Annotated in this window: 13 protein-coding genes; 7 read left to right on the forward strand and 6 right to left on the reverse strand. The window is 63.1% G+C overall.

Going from position 1 to position 16,123, the window contains the following annotated elements:
- Window positions 1-106 precede the first annotated feature (106 nt).
- The 5 genes from pncB to FSO04_RS16150 all read left to right on the forward strand — a co-directional run bounded on the left by pncB (window position 107) and on the right by FSO04_RS16150 (window position 6,145).
- Window positions 107-1,303 (forward strand): nicotinate phosphoribosyltransferase, encoded by a 1,197-nt coding sequence (gene pncB, locus FSO04_RS16130; protein ID WP_154560631.1) that lies wholly within the window; start codon window positions 107-109, stop codon window positions 1,301-1,303.
- A gap of 183 nt (window positions 1,304-1,486) precedes the next feature.
- Entirely contained in the window at window positions 1,487-2,149 is a 663-nt protein-coding gene (locus FSO04_RS16135) for a LutC/YkgG family protein (protein ID WP_154560632.1), read from the forward strand.
- Between the two features lie 67 nt (window positions 2,150-2,216).
- Window positions 2,217-3,644, forward strand: a complete 1,428-nt coding sequence (locus FSO04_RS16140; protein ID WP_154560633.1) for a sodium:proton antiporter — start codon at window positions 2,217-2,219, stop codon at window positions 3,642-3,644.
- 66 nt (window positions 3,645-3,710) lie between these two features.
- Window positions 3,711-4,700, forward strand: coding sequence for a 2-hydroxyacid dehydrogenase (locus tag FSO04_RS16145; protein ID WP_154560634.1), 990 nt, complete (start codon window positions 3,711-3,713; stop codon window positions 4,698-4,700).
- Window positions 4,697-6,145, forward strand: coding sequence for a DNA recombination protein RmuC (locus tag FSO04_RS16150; RefSeq protein ID WP_154560635.1), 1,449 nt, complete (start codon window positions 4,697-4,699; stop codon window positions 6,143-6,145). The genes FSO04_RS16145 and FSO04_RS16150 overlap by 4 nt, the downstream gene beginning before the upstream one ends.
- A 27-nt stretch (window positions 6,146-6,172) precedes the next feature.
- Here FSO04_RS16150 and FSO04_RS16155 read toward each other — a convergent pair whose 3' ends face one another.
- From FSO04_RS16155 to FSO04_RS16180, 6 genes are all read right to left on the reverse strand, one after another.
- A complete protein-coding gene (locus FSO04_RS16155; protein ID WP_154560636.1) occupies window positions 6,173-6,661 on the reverse strand; it encodes a GNAT family N-acetyltransferase in 489 nt (162 codons plus the stop codon).
- Window positions 6,661-6,936, reverse strand: a complete 276-nt coding sequence (locus FSO04_RS16160) for a hypothetical protein (RefSeq protein ID WP_054036190.1) — start codon at window positions 6,934-6,936, stop codon at window positions 6,661-6,663. Before FSO04_RS16160 ends, FSO04_RS16155 begins: the two co-directional genes overlap by 1 nt.
- A 111-nt stretch (window positions 6,937-7,047) precedes the next feature.
- Window positions 7,048-8,349: a molybdopterin molybdotransferase MoeA gene (moeA, locus tag FSO04_RS16165; RefSeq protein WP_154560668.1), complete on the reverse strand. Its 1,302-nt coding sequence runs from the start codon at window positions 8,347-8,349 to the stop codon at window positions 7,048-7,050.
- 74 nt (window positions 8,350-8,423) lie between these two features.
- The gene (gene mobA, locus FSO04_RS16170) at window positions 8,424-9,038 is read right to left on the reverse strand and encodes a molybdenum cofactor guanylyltransferase MobA (RefSeq protein WP_154560637.1); all 615 of its coding nucleotides are present in this window, start codon (window positions 9,036-9,038) and stop codon (window positions 8,424-8,426) included.
- Between the two features lie 12 nt (window positions 9,039-9,050).
- Entirely contained in the window at window positions 9,051-10,160 is a 1,110-nt protein-coding gene (gene moaA, locus FSO04_RS16175) for a GTP 3',8-cyclase MoaA (RefSeq protein ID WP_154560638.1), read from the reverse strand.
- Between the two features lie 221 nt (window positions 10,161-10,381).
- Window positions 10,382-13,696, reverse strand: a complete 3,315-nt coding sequence (locus FSO04_RS16180; protein WP_154560639.1) for an Rne/Rng family ribonuclease — start codon at window positions 13,694-13,696, stop codon at window positions 10,382-10,384.
- A gap of 732 nt (window positions 13,697-14,428) precedes the next feature.
- On the opposite strand from FSO04_RS16180, the gene FSO04_RS16185 reads away from it, so the two are divergent.
- Together FSO04_RS16185 and FSO04_RS16190 are read left to right on the forward strand one after the other, a co-directional pair.
- A complete protein-coding gene (locus FSO04_RS16185) occupies window positions 14,429-15,463 on the forward strand; it encodes an RluA family pseudouridine synthase (protein ID WP_154560669.1) in 1,035 nt (344 codons plus the stop codon).
- Complete coding sequence (locus tag FSO04_RS16190; protein WP_154560640.1) at window positions 15,456-16,115, forward strand: HAD-IIIA family hydrolase; 660 nt, start codon at window positions 15,456-15,458, stop codon at window positions 16,113-16,115. The genes FSO04_RS16185 and FSO04_RS16190 overlap by 8 nt, the downstream gene beginning before the upstream one ends.
- The last annotated feature ends 8 nt before the right edge of the window (window positions 16,116-16,123 follow it).

The raw sequence follows: 16,123 nt of genomic DNA on the forward strand, positions 1-16,123 counted from the left end.
TAACATGCGTCAGGTTGGCGCGCACGGGGCGCGCCGCACGCGCATGGGTTGACGCGGTTGGTCGAGCCAAGCCTTCCGTTTTTCCTGCAGTCCAGTTCGCACCATCATGATTATTACTTCGCTGCTCGACACCGATCTGTACAAGTTCACGATGATGCAAGTGGTGTTGCATCACTTTCCCGCGGCGAACGTCGAGTACCGGTTTCGCTGCCGCACGCCGAATGTCGACCTCGTGCCGTATATCGGCGAGATTCGCGACGAAGTGCGCAAGCTCTGCGATCTGCGCTTCACCGACGACGAACTCGACTACCTGCGGCGCATGCGCTTCATCAAGGGCGACTTCATCGAGTTTCTCGCGCTGTTCCATTTGAACGAGAAATACATTTCGATTTCGCCCTCGCCGAAGGGCAATGGTGAAATCGACATCGAGATCAAGGGGCCGTGGCTGCACACGATCCTGTTCGAGATCCCGATGCTTGCGATCGTCAACGAAGTCTACTTCCGCAACACCCAGCAGAAACCTGACTACAGCGAAGGGCGCGGCCGTCTCGTCGAGAAGATCAAGCTGCTCGGCGCGCGCCCGGAATTCGCCGACTGCAAGATCGCCGACTACGGCACGCGCCGCCGCTTCTCGAAGCAATGGCACGAAGAAGTGATCCTCACGCTGAAAGACGGCCTCGGCGAACAATTCGCCGGCACCAGCAACGTCTTCTACGCGATGAAGCACAGCCTCACGCCGCTCGGCACGATGGCGCATGAATACCTGCAGGCGTGTCAGGCGCTCGGTCCGCGGTTGCGCGATTCGCAGATCTTCGGCTTCGAGATGTGGGCGAAGGAGTATCGCGGCGACCTGGGTATCGCCCTGTCGGATGTGTACGGCATGGAGGCGTTCCTGCGCGACTTCGACATGTACTTCTGCAAGCTGTTCGACGGTGCGCGCCACGATTCCGGCGACCCGTTCGACTGGGGCGAGCGCCTGCTCAAGCACTACGAGGCGAACCGCTGCGACCCGCGCACCAAGATCCTCGTGTTCTCCGACGCGCTCGACATTCCCAAAGTGCTGCAACTGTACGAGCGTTTCCGCGGCCGCTGCAAGCTGGCATTCGGCGTAGGAACCAATCTGACAAACGACCTGGGCTACAACCCCTTGCAGATCGTCATCAAAATGGTTCGCTGCAACGGTCAGCCGGTGGCGAAGCTGTCGGATTCGCCGGGCAAGAACATGTGCGAAGACAAGGCCTATCTCGCGTATCTGCGTCAGGTGTTCGGCATTGCGCAGCCCGAGGAAGACGCTGCGAAGTAACGTGGCGTCTGCGCGGCGCGTGTGCGACTTATGCGCCGCTGTCTTGTGTCGATATCTTGCTGAGATCGTGTTCGCCGCGTGGTCGATACGTTGCCCCAGGCCGTTCGGCCAGGGTGTTCGCGCCCAGGGTGGCCGGTATAATTCCCGCCATATCGCACGGCTGTCGACACGAGGATTTCGCATATGGACACATCGATTGCCCGCCGCAACATCCTGGCGCGCATCCGCGCAGCGCAGGGGCGTGAGCCTGAACCGTCCGCTCCCGAGCGCGAGGCGGCTGCGGATTATCTGGCGCGCCATCCCGAGGGTCCGCGTCCGGAGATGCCGGCCGATCTGACCACGCGCTTCATCGAAGAAGCGCAGAGAATGGCGACCACCGTCGATACCGTCGAATCGCTGGGCGACGTGCCTTCCGCCGCGCATCGCTACCTCACTGAACACGCTTTGCCGCTGCAGGCTATCGCATGGCAAACCCTGCAAGATCTGCAATGGGCCGAAGCCGGCCTCAACGTCGAATTCCGCAAACCTGAAGACGGCGACGTGGTCGGGCTCACTGGCTGCTTCTGTGCGACCGCCGAGACGGGCACGCTCGTTCTGTTGTCCGGACCGGAAACCTACGCATCGGCAGGTCTGTTGCCGGAAACGCATATTGCAATCGTGCCGGCTTCGCGCATCGTCTCGGGACATGAAGAGGCGTTCGGGCTGATCCGTAGCGAACGCGGTGAACTTCCGCGCGCCGTCAATTTTGTCTCCGGGCCATCGCGCACCGGCGATATCGAACAGACTATCGTGCTTGGCGCACATGGGCCGTATCGGGTGCATGTGATCGTCGTACGTGGCGCCTGAGCGCGGCACGCGTCGCTGTCTCCTTGCGGCGCGCACGGCTGCCCGCAGTTACAAGGACTTCAAGAATATGAAACGACATGCCGTAGGGGCGAGCATGGTGCTCGCCGCTGCATTGACGCTGGCAGGGTGGCCTCAACTGGCATCGGCGGCTACGATCGACGGCGCGAGCTTGTCGGCATTGTGGGGCTTGCCCTTTGCGGGCGTGCTGTTGTCTATCGCGGTGTTTCCGTTGGTCGCGCCGGCATTCTGGCATCACCATTTCGGCAAGATCGCGGCAGCGTGGGCGTTGCTCTTCCTGGTACCGTTTGCGCTTGCTTTCGGCACGGGCGCCGCATTCGGAACGCTGGTGCACGCGGTGCTCGAAGAATACATTCCGTTCATCGTGTTACTGACGGCGCTTTATACGGTCGCGGGAGGCATCTGCGTGCGCGGCAATCTGCATGGCACGCCGCGTCTGAATACCGCGATTCTCGCGCTCGGCACACTATTGGCCAGCATCATGGGCACGACCGGTGCGGCGATGCTGCTGATCCGCCCATTGCTGCGCGCTAACGACAATCGCAAGCACGTCGTTCATGTGGTGGTGTTCTTCATCTTTCTGGTCGCGAACGCGGGCGGCTCGTTGTCGCCGCTCGGCGACCCGCCGCTCTTTCTCGGCTTCCTGCAAGGCGTCAGTTTCTTCTGGACCACCACGCATCTGGCGTTGCCGATGCTGTTTGTCTGCGTCGTGCTGCTGGCCGCGTTCTATGCATTGGATTCGTACTATTTTCATCGGCGTGAAGAAGAGCGTTCGCGCTTTCTCGACCCGACGCCGGATTCGCCGCCGCTAGGCGTCGACGGCAGGATCAACTTCGTGCTTCTCGCTGCCGTGATTGCGCTGGTTCTGATGAGTGGGTTCTGGAAGTCAGACATCGTGTTCGACGTTTTCGGTACGCACGTCGCGTTGCAAAATGCCGTGCGCGATGTCGCGCTGATCGGCGTCACCTTGCTCTCGCTGGCACTGACGCCGCGCGCGGCACGCGCGGGTAATGACTTCAACTGGGCACCGATCGAAGAGGTCGCCAAACTGTTTGCCGGCATCTTCGTGACGATCGCGCCGGTCATCACGATCCTGCGTGCCGGTGAGGCGGGCGCGTTCGCCGGCATCGTCCATCTGGTCAACCCGTCCGGTCAGCCCCACGACCTGATGTACTTTTGGGCGACTGGCCTGCTATCGTCGTTTCTCGACAATGCGCCGACCTACCTGGTGTTCTTCAACCTGGCCGGCGGCGACGCGCAGACATTGATGACCACCGGTGCCACGACGCTCGCGGCGATCTCGGCCGGCGCGGTGTTCATGGGCGCCAACACGTATATCGGCAATGCACCGAACTTCATGGTGAAAGCGATCGCGGAGTCGCGCGGCATTCGCATGCCGAGCTTTTTTTCGTATCTCGGCTGGTCGGTTGTGGTGCTCATGCCGCTGTTTCTCGTCACCGGCTGGCTGTTTTTTTGACGCCTGATTTCACGCTTATCCTGACGCCGAGGTCGTTGGACTCGACGCGCTATCCGGAGAATTGCAATGCAGAAGATCCTCGTCGCCCGTCCGATCTTTCCCGATGTGATCGAACGGCTCAAACAGTATTTCGATGTCGACTGGCACCAGGGCGATGTGTTGCCCGCAGACGAGTTGACGCGACGTCTCGCGGATAAAGACGGCGCGCTGACCGCGGGCGATCCGGTCGGCGCGGCGGCGCTCGCAGCGGCGCCGCGTCTGCGCGTGGTGTCGAACATGGCAGTGGGCTACAACAACTTCGACATGGCTGCGTTCAACGCGGCGAACGTACTCGGCACCAACACGCCGGACGTGCTGAACGAATCGACCGCCGATTTCGGCTGGGCGCTGATGATGGCCGCGGCGCGCCGCATTGCCGAATCGGAGCACTGGCTGCGCGCCGGCAAATGGCAGAAGTGGGCCTATGACGGTTTTCTCGGCACCGACCTTTACGGTTCGACACTCGGCGTGATCGGCATGGGCCGGATTGGGCAGGCGCTGGCGCGTCGCGCGAAGGGTTTCAACATGCAGGTGATCTATCACAACCGTTCGCGAGTCGCGCCGGAGATCGAGGCGGAGTTGAACGCGGAATACGCGTCCAAACAGGACCTGCTGCAGCGCGCCGATCACGTGGTGCTCGTCTTGCCGTACACGAAGGAAAACCACCATACGATCGGCGCTGCCGAACTCGCGCAGATGAAGCCGACCGCAACGCTTACCAACATCGCACGCGGCGGCATCGTTGACGATGCGGCGCTGGTCGAAGCACTGCGTACGAAGCAGATCGCCGCCGCCGGTCTCGATGTCTACGAAGGCGAGCCGAATCTGAATCCGGATCTGCTGACCGTGCCGAATGTCGTACTGACGCCGCACATCGCCAGCGCGACCGAGGCAACGCGCCGCGCCATGGCAAACCTCGCCGCGGACAATCTGATCGCAGCGCTGGGTGAAGGCCCGCGCGCCGGCCGGCCACCGAATCCGATCAACCCCGAGGTCATCGGCAGGGCGCGTTCATGACAATGATTCTGGTGGCGGCCGTTGCCGTGCTGGCGGTCGCCTTGGTCATCGCGTTGGCATTGCTGATGCGCGGCCTTAGTCGCGCTGACGGAAGCGAGCAATTCGAGAATCTCAGCGAACGTATCGACACAGCGGCGGATGCGCAGTCGCATGCTTATGAGCGGCTCGAGCGGCAACTGCGCAATGACATCACCGAAACGGCGCGCGTCTCGCGTACCGAGCAGAGCAGCGGATTCGCACACTTTCAGCAAACGCTGGCATCGCAATTCAGCAGTATGACGACGGTGCAGGGCGGCAAGATCGATGGCTTCGCGCAGCAACTCGACGCAGTGCGCCACAGCCTGCAGCAGCAGGCCCAGCAGGCACGCGATGAGCAAGGGCGCACGCTCAAGCAGTTCGGCGACACGCTGACCCTGCAACTGGGTCAACTCACCGAGGCGAACGATCGCCGCTTCGCCGAAGTGCGTGCGACGATCGAGCAGCGGCTGAAAGACATCGAGGCCAACAACTCGACCAAGCTCGACGAGATGCGCCGCACCGTCGACGAAAAATTGCACGCCACGCTCGAACAACGCCTGGGCGAATCGTTCAAGCTGGTGTCGGACCGGCTGGAACAGGTGCATCGCGGTCTCGGTGAAATGCAGACGCTGGCTGCGGGTGTCGGCGATCTGAAGAAAGTGCTCACTAACGTCAAAACGCGTGGCACGTGGGGAGAAGTGCAGCTCGAAGCATTGCTCGAACAACTGCTCACGGCGGATCAATACGCAAAGAACGTCGCGACGGTACCGAAGAGCGCCGATCGCGTCGAGTTCGCAATCAAACTGCCGGGCCGCGCGGAGGTGGGTGGTCCAGCTACGCCGGTCTGGCTGCCGATCGACGCCAAGTTCCCGCGCGAAGACTACGAGCGGCTGATCGAGGCTCAGGAACGTGCCGATCCGGTTGCGGTGGAGGAGGCGTCGCGCGCGCTTGAAGCGCGGATTCGCGCCGAGGCGCGCACGATCGCAGAAAAGTACGTGTCGCCGCCGCACACCACCGATTTCGCGCTGCTATTTCTGCCGACCGAAGGCCTGTACGCAGAAGTCCTGCGTCGGCCGGGCCTGACGGACCTGCTGCAGCGCGACTATCGCGTGACGATTGCCGGCCCGACCACGCTGACCGCTTTGCTCAATAGTCTGCAAATGGGTTTCCGAACGCTAGCGATCGAGAAGCGGTCGAGCGAAGTGTGGCAAGTGCTCGGCGCGGTGAAAACAGAGTTCGGAAAATTCGGTGACGTGCTGGCCAGGACCAAGGCGCAGCTTGAAACCGTTACGCGTTCGATCGAAGCCGCGGAAACGCGCACCCGCGTCATGAACCGTAAGCTGCGTGACGTCGAGGCGTTGCCGGGGGAAGAGGCGAGCGGGTTGCTCGGCGATGCGCTGACGGGCGTGGATCCCGACGAACAGTAGAGTCTGACGGTTGGCCCAAACTCAAACTCAGGAGGCGGCTGCTGCGGCCAACTGTTCCAGCGCGTCGCCCGTCAGACGCACGACGCGCCAATCCGGCATCACTGTCGCGCCCAATTTTTCGTAGAAGCTAATGGCCTGCTTGTTCCAGTCGAGCACGGTCCATTCAAAGCGTCCGCACTGTCGCTCTACTGCCAGTGCCGCCAGCCTAGCCAGCATCGCGGCGCCTAGACCACTGCCGCGTTGACTCGGTTGCACGTAGACATCTTCGAGATACAGCCCGCGCTTGCCGGCGAAGCTCGAGTAATTGTGGAAGAACAGCGCATAGCCGACGATGCGTCCTTCGTTTTCCGCGACGAGCGCTTCGATCGAGGGCCGCGCGCCGAACAGGGCGTCGCGCAATCCGTCTTCGGTCGCGACAAATACGTGCGTGAGGCTTTCGAATTCGGCCAGCTCGTACGTCAGCGCGAAGATAGCGCTCGTATCCGCGGGTGTCGCGGTGCGGATCGTCGCGGGCATTACGCTTCTTCCGGCGCGTCGGTCAACTGGATTTCGATGCCGCCAAAGCGCGAGGCCACCCAGTTGTAGGCGTGGCACGCAATCCACAGCAGGATGAAGCCGAGAATCGCGTTCAGCAGCAGCGCGCTGAACACGGTGCTCAGTTCGACCGAGCCATAGCGGATGAACGCCACCAGCACGCCGAGCAGCACGATCGGCACCGAGAATGTCAGGTACACGAGGATAAGCGCTTTGGCCGTCTGTCCCGGTGCAATGAACGAGATCTGTTTTTTCATGTAAGTCAAACCCGTGTGTCGTAGTGGTAATGGGTAAAGCTGCAAATGCGGCTGAAAATGAGGCTGCCGGCGCGGCCGTAAAACGCCGCCGTGAAAGCGTGCAGTCAGGCGTCAGATCAGGCCGTCGAACAACATGATATCGACGTGCTCGCCCTCGCCAATATCGGCTTCATCGTGCCCGAGAACGATGAAACAATTTGCTTCGCTCATAGAACTCAAGACGCCGGAGCTTTGCGAGCCGGTCGGCGTGACACGCCATTGGCCCTGCGCATCCTGCTCGGCGACGCCGCGCTGGTATTCGGTGCGGCCGGCGCGCTTGCGGATGGCCTGGCGGCTGGCGGCGCGCAAAACCGGCAGCGCCTGCGGCGTCGCGCCGGACATCAGTAGCAACGCTTCGCGCACGATCTGGTAGAACGTCACCATCACGGCCACGGGGTTGCCCGGCAAGCCGAAGAATAACGCGGGTAGCCCGAGACCCGGATGTTCGCCGGACCAGACGCGGCCAAAAGCGAGCGGCCGGCCCGGACGCATCGCGAGACTCCAGAAGGCGACGTCGCCGAACGTCTGGGGCAATTGTTTGGTGAAATCCGCCTCGCCCACCGAGACGCCGCCCGACGTCAACACCACGTCGGCGCTGGCTGCGGCGCTGCGCAATGCGGCCTCGAGCGCCGCGGGTTCGTCGCGCACCACGCCCAGATCGAGCGTATCCATGTTCAGGCGCCGAAGCATCGCAAACAGCGTGTAGCGGTTGCTGTCGTACACCGAACCCGCGTCGAGCGGCTCGCCGAGCGAGCGCAATTCGTCGCCGGTTGAGAAAAACGCGACGCGCAAGCGCCGCCGCACGTTGACTTCGCCAATGCCGAGCGAAGCCAGCAACCCGAGGTCCGACGCGCGTATGATGCGGCCGGCGCGTAGCGCGGCATGGCCGCGGGCGAGGTCTTCGCCGGCGAGGCGCCGATTGGCGCCGCCCCGCAAGGCGTTGGCCGCAAAACGGATCGAGATGGAATCGGCGCTGCGCTCGACAAGCTCCTGCGGCACGACGGTGTCGCAGTCAGCCGGCATAGAGGCGCCCGTCATGACGCGTACGCATTGCGTCGTGTCCACGAGGCCCGGGAACGGATGACCGGCCAGCGCTTTGCCGACGATCGTCAAATCGATCGTGGATTCACTGGTTGCCAATGCCGCGCCGTTGAACGCGTAGCCGTCCATGGCCGAATTGTCGTGCGACGGGACGTCGATCGGCGAGACGATATCGGCGGCCAGCACGCGGCCGAGCGCATCGCGCAAGGGCACGCGTTCGACCGCCGTGACGGGCGTGGCCCACTGACGGACGATCGCCTGGGCGGCCGAAACAGGTAGCGCATGAGGATCGTACTGCGCGACGCAGCGGGAAAATTCGTTAAGCGTGGTCATGAAGGGCTGGACGTCGCGATCGGCGGCGGAAGCGGCTGTTGCCGTGCGGCCGGAGCGGGATTTCAACCGGGGCCTCAACAACGCTCGAGGTCGGCGAGTTCTTGTAACGAATTGATATTGTAAAACGCGCGCTCGTCGGTAAAGGCGACTTCGACCGTCTTGTGGCGCGCGTACCACGCGCGAACCTTACGCTCGCCGGCTTCGAGAAAGGCCGCCAGGTCGTCGGCGAGGCTCGTGCGCAGCAACGCGAACACGGGATGGAGCGAGACGTGGCCTTCGGCGTCGGTGGTCGTGACGGTGGCGATGTCGGCCTGATTCGAGTCGAGTGCTTGCGTGAGGCGGGCGGCGAGTTCGGCGGGCAGTCCAGGCGTGTCGCAGGGTGCGCTTAGTACGTACGCGGTGCCGGCCGCGCGCAGCCCGGCGAGCAGGCCCGCCAACGGTCCAGGAAAGCCGGGTAGGGTATCGGCAAGCACCCTGGCGCCGAACGGCGCGCCCAGCGCCGTGTAGGCCTCAGGGTGACGATTGGCGCTGATCAGGAGGGCGCCGGTTTGCGGTGCGAGTCGCTTCAGCACGTGAGCGGCGAGCGGCTCGCCGTGCAGCGTTTGCAGTCCCTTATCGACGCCGCCCATACGCATGCCGCGTCCGCCCGCCAGGACCAGACCGGTGATGTGTTCGCGAGCCGGGTTCATGGGCGCGGCCGCTTAGCCGCCGATGTACGACATTTCCACGCGGCGGGCGTCCTGCGCGCGGGGTGCGGCTGCATTGCTGCCGCGCAATTGCGAATAACGGTCGCTGCGGCCTTGCCAGATTTCGGCGACGGCGGTGGCGATATCGGCGTCGCTCGCGCCGCTGCGAAGCAACGCGCGCAGATCGTGACCGGACGAGGCGAACAGGCACAGATACAGCTTGCCCTCGGTCGACAGACGCGCTCGCGTACAACTCCCGCAAAACGCGCGTGTCACACTCGAAATCACGCCGATTTCGCCACCGCCATCCACGTAACCCCAGCGCTGGGCGGTTTCTGCCGCACTGTGCGCTTCGAGCGGCATGAGCGGGAAATGCTCGGCGATGCGCGTCACGACGTCGGCGGAAGGCAGCACCTCGGTCATGTTCCAGCCGTTCGACGTGCCCACGTCCATGTACTCGATAAAGCGCAGTACCGTGCCCGAGTCCTTAAAATGACGCGCCATTGGCACGATTTCGCCGTCGTTGGTGCCACGTTTGACGACCATGTTGACTTTCACCGGCGCGAGCCCCACCGCTTGCGCCGCGGCGATCCCGTCCAGCACGTCGGCGACCGCGAAGTCGGCGTCGTTCATGCGGCGAAACAGGGTGTCGTCGAGCGCGTCGAGACTCACCGTCACGCGGGTCAGGCCGGCGTCTTTCAGGCTGCGCGCCTTGCGCTCCAGCAGCGAGCCGTTGGTGGTCAGCGTCAGATCGAGTGGGCGGCCTTCCGGCGTGGCGAGTTGCGCGAGCCGTTCGATCAGGAATTCCAGATTTTTGCGCAGGAGCGGCTCGCCACCCGTAAGACGGATTTTCTCGACGCCATGTGCGACGAAGAGCCGCGCCAGCCGTTCGATTTCTTCGAAGCTGAGTAATGCGCTATGCGGCAAGAACGCGTAATCCTTGTCGAACACCGCGCGCGGCATGCAGTAGACGCAGCGGAAATTGCAGCGGTCCGTCACCGAGATGCGCAGATCGCGCAGCGGGCGCGCCAGCGTGTCGTGCAGCGCGCCGCTAGGCGCCTGCACGGGGCCGGTAATGACCGGCACCGCACTGAGATCGGCAACAGGGATGATGCGTCGGGACATGAATTGCTTCGCTTGATGCTTCGTTTCGGGCTGCTCAAGTGCTGCTGCGATTGGAACCTAGATCTTCATTCTAGCGGAAATGCATCCAGCGGCTGCCGGCCTCCAGACGCCGTCCGGGTATACGGGGAGTGGAATAAAGCCCGCAAGCGGACGGGTGCGCGGCGCCCATAAAACAAAAAGCCCGCCGGTGAGGGCGGGCTTTTTGCATGGTGGCGGTTCGCTTACTGCGGATGCTTACCGGTTTCCACCATTTGCATCGGCGCAGTTTCGACCGGCGGCAATGCCTTACGCTCGCGACCCACGCGAACCGGCTTGGCCGCTTGCGCAGCAGCTTCCTGCGCGGCCCGCAGCTTGTCGGCGTCGGTGTTCACCCAGACGAGACCGGCTTGTTCCAGCGCCGGCTTCAGGGCTTCAGCCGACACACCGGTATAACGTGGCGCTTGCGGCGCTTGCGGCGCTTGCGGCACAGCAATGGCAACGGGCGCCGTCTCGACTGCTGCCGGTTCAACGACCGCTGCAACGACCGGTTGTGCTTCGAAGATATCGGCTTGCCGTGCCGGCTGGGCGGCCGGTGCTTCGACCACTGCTGCCGGAGCGACGGTTTCCACTGGAGCCGGTGCGGCTTGCGCCTCAACTACCGGAGCAACTGCCGGCGTTTCGACCCGAGCTTCAACCGGGGCTTCAACCTGAGCTTCAAAGCGAGCGACCGGTTCGGCGAACGAAACCGTCTCGCTGACGGCCGGCGCAACTTGCGCGGCTTCGACCGGCGCGGCAACGGCTTGCGCCACCGGCGCTTCCACTGCCTGCTCGAACGCAACCGGCACCACCGGCGCTTCTGCGACCGGCACAACCGTTTCCGCCTTCGCAGCCTGCTCGACGGCCGGAGCCGGCGTTTCGGTTACAGCGTGCAATTCGCTGACGACAACGGTTTCCGTCGCGACAGCAGCGACAACCACTTCCACCGGCTTGACAGCAGTCGCTTCGTTGACTTCAGCCTTGTGCTCGACCGCTTGATGCGCGGTGCGCACCGGTGCGTCATCGGTCACATTGGTGTTGTCGCCTTCACCTTCCGCAACGTCCGCAGCCAGGTTGCCGTTCACGTCTTCTTCACGCTCACGACGACCACCACGACGGCCGCGACGGCGACGACGACGCTCTTCACCTTCACGCGCCACCGCTTCCTGATCGACCGGCATACCGTTTTCGCCCAAGGCGGTCTGGTTTTGCGCCAGTTCTTCAGCCGTTTGCGTGTCGTTCTGCGTCAATGCATCTGCGGCTTCCGGCTGCTGCTTGCGGCGTTCGCCACGTTCAGCGCGCTCGCCACGCTCACGGCGTTCACCGCGTTCCTGACGCTCGCCACGTTCGGCGCGCGGTGCGCCCTCGACGGTTTCCGCACGATCGGTGCCGCGATTGTCGCGGTCACGGTTTTCGCGGCCCTCGCGACCTTCACGCGGCTCACGAGCCTCGCGCGGTTCGCGGCCTTCACGGGCCTCACGCGGTTCACGCTGCTCACGATTAGCACGCGGCTCGCGCGATTCACGTGCTTCACGCGGCTCACGACCTTCGCGTGCTTCACGCGGTTCGCGTTCCTCGCGACGCTGCGACGGCTGCGGCCCCTGAGCCTGACGGCCGCCGGTCGTGCCTTCGCCACGGCCTGCTGCATCGCGGCCGCCTGCGCCGCTACGGCGGTTGCGGTTGCGATCGCCGCCGCGTTCGCCGGTGCGCTCACCGCGCTCCGTGCGTTCGCCGCGTTGCGGACGCGTCTGCTTTTCGGTCGTAGCCGGTGCGACAGGCGCTGGCGCGGCCGGCTGCATGCCGAACAGATTCTTCAACCAGCCGATAAAGCCGCCGCCGGCCGGAGTGACGGCCACCGGTGCCGGAGTTACCGCCGGACGGACCGGCGCGCTCGGGGCCGGCTTCTCGGGCGTAATGCCCTTGACCGCGGCTTCCTGCTTCGGCTTCACTTCCTCGGCGCGCTTGCTGTAACCGGTTTCCGATTCCAGTTCGCGGGCTGCTTCTTCGGCCATCTTCCACGAAGCGCGCGGCTCGTCGAGGCGTGCATCGTCGTGACGCAGGCGCTCGAGCTTGTAATGCGGCGTGTCGAGATGCTTGTTCGGGATCAGAACGACGTTGACCTTGAAACGCGATTCGATCTTGTTGATTTCGGCGCGCTTTTCGTTCAACAGGAAGGCGGTCACTTCGACCGGCACCTGGCAATGGATCGCCGCGGTGTTTTCCTTCATCGCTTCTTCTTGAATGATCCGCAGCACTTGCAGCGCGGACGATTCGGTATCGCGGATGTGGCCCGTGCCGTTACAGCGCGGGCAGGTCACATGGCTGCCTTCCGACAGAGCCGGGCGCAGACGTTGACGCGACAGTTCCATCAGGCCGAAGCGCGAGATCTTGCCCATCTGGACGCGTGCACGGTCGTGCTTCAACGCGTCTTTCAGGCGTTGCTCGACTTCGCGCTGGCTCTTGGCCGATTCCATGTCGATGAAGTCGATCACGATCAGGCCGCCCAGGTCGCGCAGGCGCAACTGGCGGGCCACTTCGTCGGCGGCTTCGAGGTTGGTGCGTGCAGCCGTTTCCTCGATGTCGGCGCCCTTGGTGGCGCGTGCCGAGTTCACGTCGATCGCGACCAGCGCTTCCGTGTGGTCGATCACGATAGCGCCGCCCGAAGGCAGTGGGACCGTGCGCGAGTACGCGGTTTCGATCTGGTGTTCGATCTGGAAGCGCGAGAAAAGCGGCACGTCGTCGTGATACCGCTTCACCTTGCTGACATTATCCGGCATCACGATATCCATGAAGGCGCGAGCCTGGTCATGGATTTCGGTGGTGTCGATCAGGATTTCGCCGATATCCGGCTGGAAATAGTCACGAATCGCGCGAATAACGAGGCTCGATTCGAGATAAATCAGCATCGGCTGGCCGCTCGAACCGCTTTGCGACGCAGCTTCGATGGCGCGCCACAGTTGCATCAGGTAGTTCAGGTCCCACTGCAGTTCTTCGGCGGAGCGGCCAATCCCGGCCGTGCGCGCGATGATGCTCATGCCTTCCGGCAATTGCAGTTGCGCCATGGTTTCGCGCAGTTCCTGGCGGTCGTCGCCTTCGATCCGGCGCGATACGCCACCGCCGCGCGGGTTGTTCGGCATCAGAACCAGATACCGGCCGGCGAGCGAGATGAAGGTGGTGAGGGCCGCGCCCTTGTTGCCGCGTTCTTCCTTTTCGACCTGAACGATCAGTTCCTGGCCTTCACGGAGGGCGTCCTGAATGCGCGCGGAGCGCATGTCGACGCCGTCACGGAAATACTGGCGGGCGACTTCCTTGAACGGCAAAAAGCCGTGGCGGTCTTCGCCGTAGTTGACGAAACAGGCTTCGAGCGACGGCTCGATGCGGGTGATGATGCCCTTGTAAATATTGCCTTTGCGTTGTTCGCGCCCGGCGGTTTCGATGTCGATATCGATGAGTTTTTGCCCATCGACGATGGCGACGCGCAGTTCTTCCTGCTGCGTCGCGTTGAACAACATTCGTTTCATTGAACGGCTCCAGGCGGCTTAGCTAGCCCTCAGCTGCGCGGTTGTCAGTCGCGAGAGCCACGAGGGCAGCGGCATGCCGCGCCTTATTGTGTTTTCACAAGCACGCTGGAGCGGGAAAAATGGCGGGAGAATTGCCTGAGAGGGCCCGGCCCCATTGAAAAATGGGCACGGTGCCGCAGGGCACATGCGAACACGGCTTCAAATAACGACCCGACACGCCGCGGGTTCTGCCAGCAGACCTTCATAAGCCTTTCGTCCACTCGCGCCGGTGCGCCAACTGGGCGCGTGACCGGAGGGCCGGAGGCTGCGGTCATGCCGCAGCGGGAAGTTCGCGCAGTCGGCGCGTCTTTTCTCGCTGGGGGTGTCTCGCCTCATTTTGACGTCGCCATGTCTTGTATTTTCTACAAGACGCCTCGGGCGCACGCCGTATTTTCGCAACTCGCAGCTTCCTACAGCAAGGCGTCAGACCGCCCGATACCGAAGCTGAAAGTTAAATTCTTTTTTACCAAAATTCCGTTACCGTCGAAGCCGACCTTGACCGAACGCGCCTGTGGGCGCCGTCCCTGCCGGGCACTGACTTCGTGCGTGCAACATGTTGCATCTCATTTTCAGGGTGAGCAACCAGACCCCGGCGCAAGTAAAATAACGGTTTATCGCTTGCGCCTGCGCAATCCGCCCGAATTCCGGACACTGCGCCGGCCGCCGCAGACTGCTGGGCAAATTATATTCATAATGAAAGAGTTAGGCAAAATATCCCAGAAATCGGTCGCAAGCGACCAGGTCTCGATGATCGAGATCGACGACAGTGCGGCCGGACAGCGCATTGATAACTTCCTTTTGCGCGTCTGTAAGGGCGTGCCAAAAAGCCATATTTACCGCATCCTGCGTAGCGGCGAGGTGCGTGTGAATAAGGGTCGGATAGACGCGCAGTACCGCCTCGAACTGGGCGATCTGGTGCGCGTGCCGCCCATCCGCGTCGCTCAACCGAACGAGGCGATCGCCCAGGCGCCGGTGCCGAGCGCCGATTTTAAAATTATTTTTGAAGACGAGCATATGCTCGTGATCGACAAACCGGCCGGTGTGGCGGTTCACGGTGGGAGCGGCGTCGCGTTCGGCGTGATCGAACAGATGCGCGAAGCCCGGCCCCAGGCGAAATTCCTCGAATTGGTGCATCGGCTGGACCGTGAAACGTCCGGCATCCTGATGCTCGCCAAAAAGCGCTCCGCGCTCGTCAATCTGCACGAGCAGATTCGCGAGAACAAGATGGATAAGCGCTACTATGCGTGCGTCCACGGCGAATGGGCGAGTGACTGGGGCCGCCGCCGCGCGGTCAAGGAGCCGCTGCATAAGTATTTGACTGCGGACGGCGAGAGGCGCGTGCGCGTCCAGGCCGACGGCCTCGCGTCGCACACGGTTTTCAATCTGATTGACCGCTGGCCGGAGTACGCGCTGCTCGAGGCGGAACTGAAGACCGGCCGCACGCATCAGATTCGCGTCCATTTGCAGCATCTGGAACTGCCGATCGTCGGCGATGCCAAATACGGCGACTTCGCGCTGAACAAGGCGCTGGCCCGCGCCAATGCGAAGCCTAGCCTGAAACGCATGTTCCTGCACGCATACCGCCTTAAGCTGACGCATCCGGCAACCGGCGCGCCCGTGCAGTTCGAGGCGCCGCTGCCGGCCGAATGCCGCAGTTTCGTGGCGCAGCTCAATGAATTACGTGAATTACGAAATGGGTCAAACCCGGAGACGACACCGCATGGCTAGAGAGCAATTTGATCTGATCGTCTTCGACTGGGACGGAACGCTGATGGATTCGACCGCGCACATCACGCGCAGCATCCAGTCGGCATGCCGCGATCTCGGTCTGCCGGTTCCCGCCGATGAGGCCGCCAGCTACGTGATCGGCCTCGGCCTGCGCGACGCGCTGCAAATCGCCGCGCCTACGCTCGCTCCGTCCGACTACCCGCGTCTGGCGGAGCGCTATCGCTTCCACTATTTAGTGAAGGACCAGACCACCGAGCTGTTCGTCGGCGTGCGCGAGATGCTGCAGGAATTGCGCGATCAGGGTTATCTGCTGGCGGTGGCGACCGGCAAGAGCCGCGTCGGGCTGAACCGCGCGCTCGACCAGTCGCGTCTGACGAGCCTGTTCGACGGCACCCGTTGTGCGGACGAAACCTTCTCGAAGCCGCATCCCGCGATGCTGCACGAGCTTACGCGTGAACTGGGGCAGGATCCGGCGCGCACGGTGATGGTGGGGGATACGACGCACGATCTGCAAATGGCGATCAATGCGGGCGTCGCGGGCATTGGTGTCACATACGGCGCGCATCCTGCCGGCTCGTTGACGGCTTTGTCGCCGAAATTCGTCGCCTCCAGCGTGACCGACCTGTCCGGCTGGCTGCGAGAGAACGCGTGAGTACGGGT

Origin of the sequence: Paraburkholderia madseniana, from assembly GCF_009690905.1 — a bacterium.
Classification (GTDB): Bacteria; Pseudomonadota; Gammaproteobacteria; order Burkholderiales; family Burkholderiaceae; genus Paraburkholderia; species Paraburkholderia madseniana.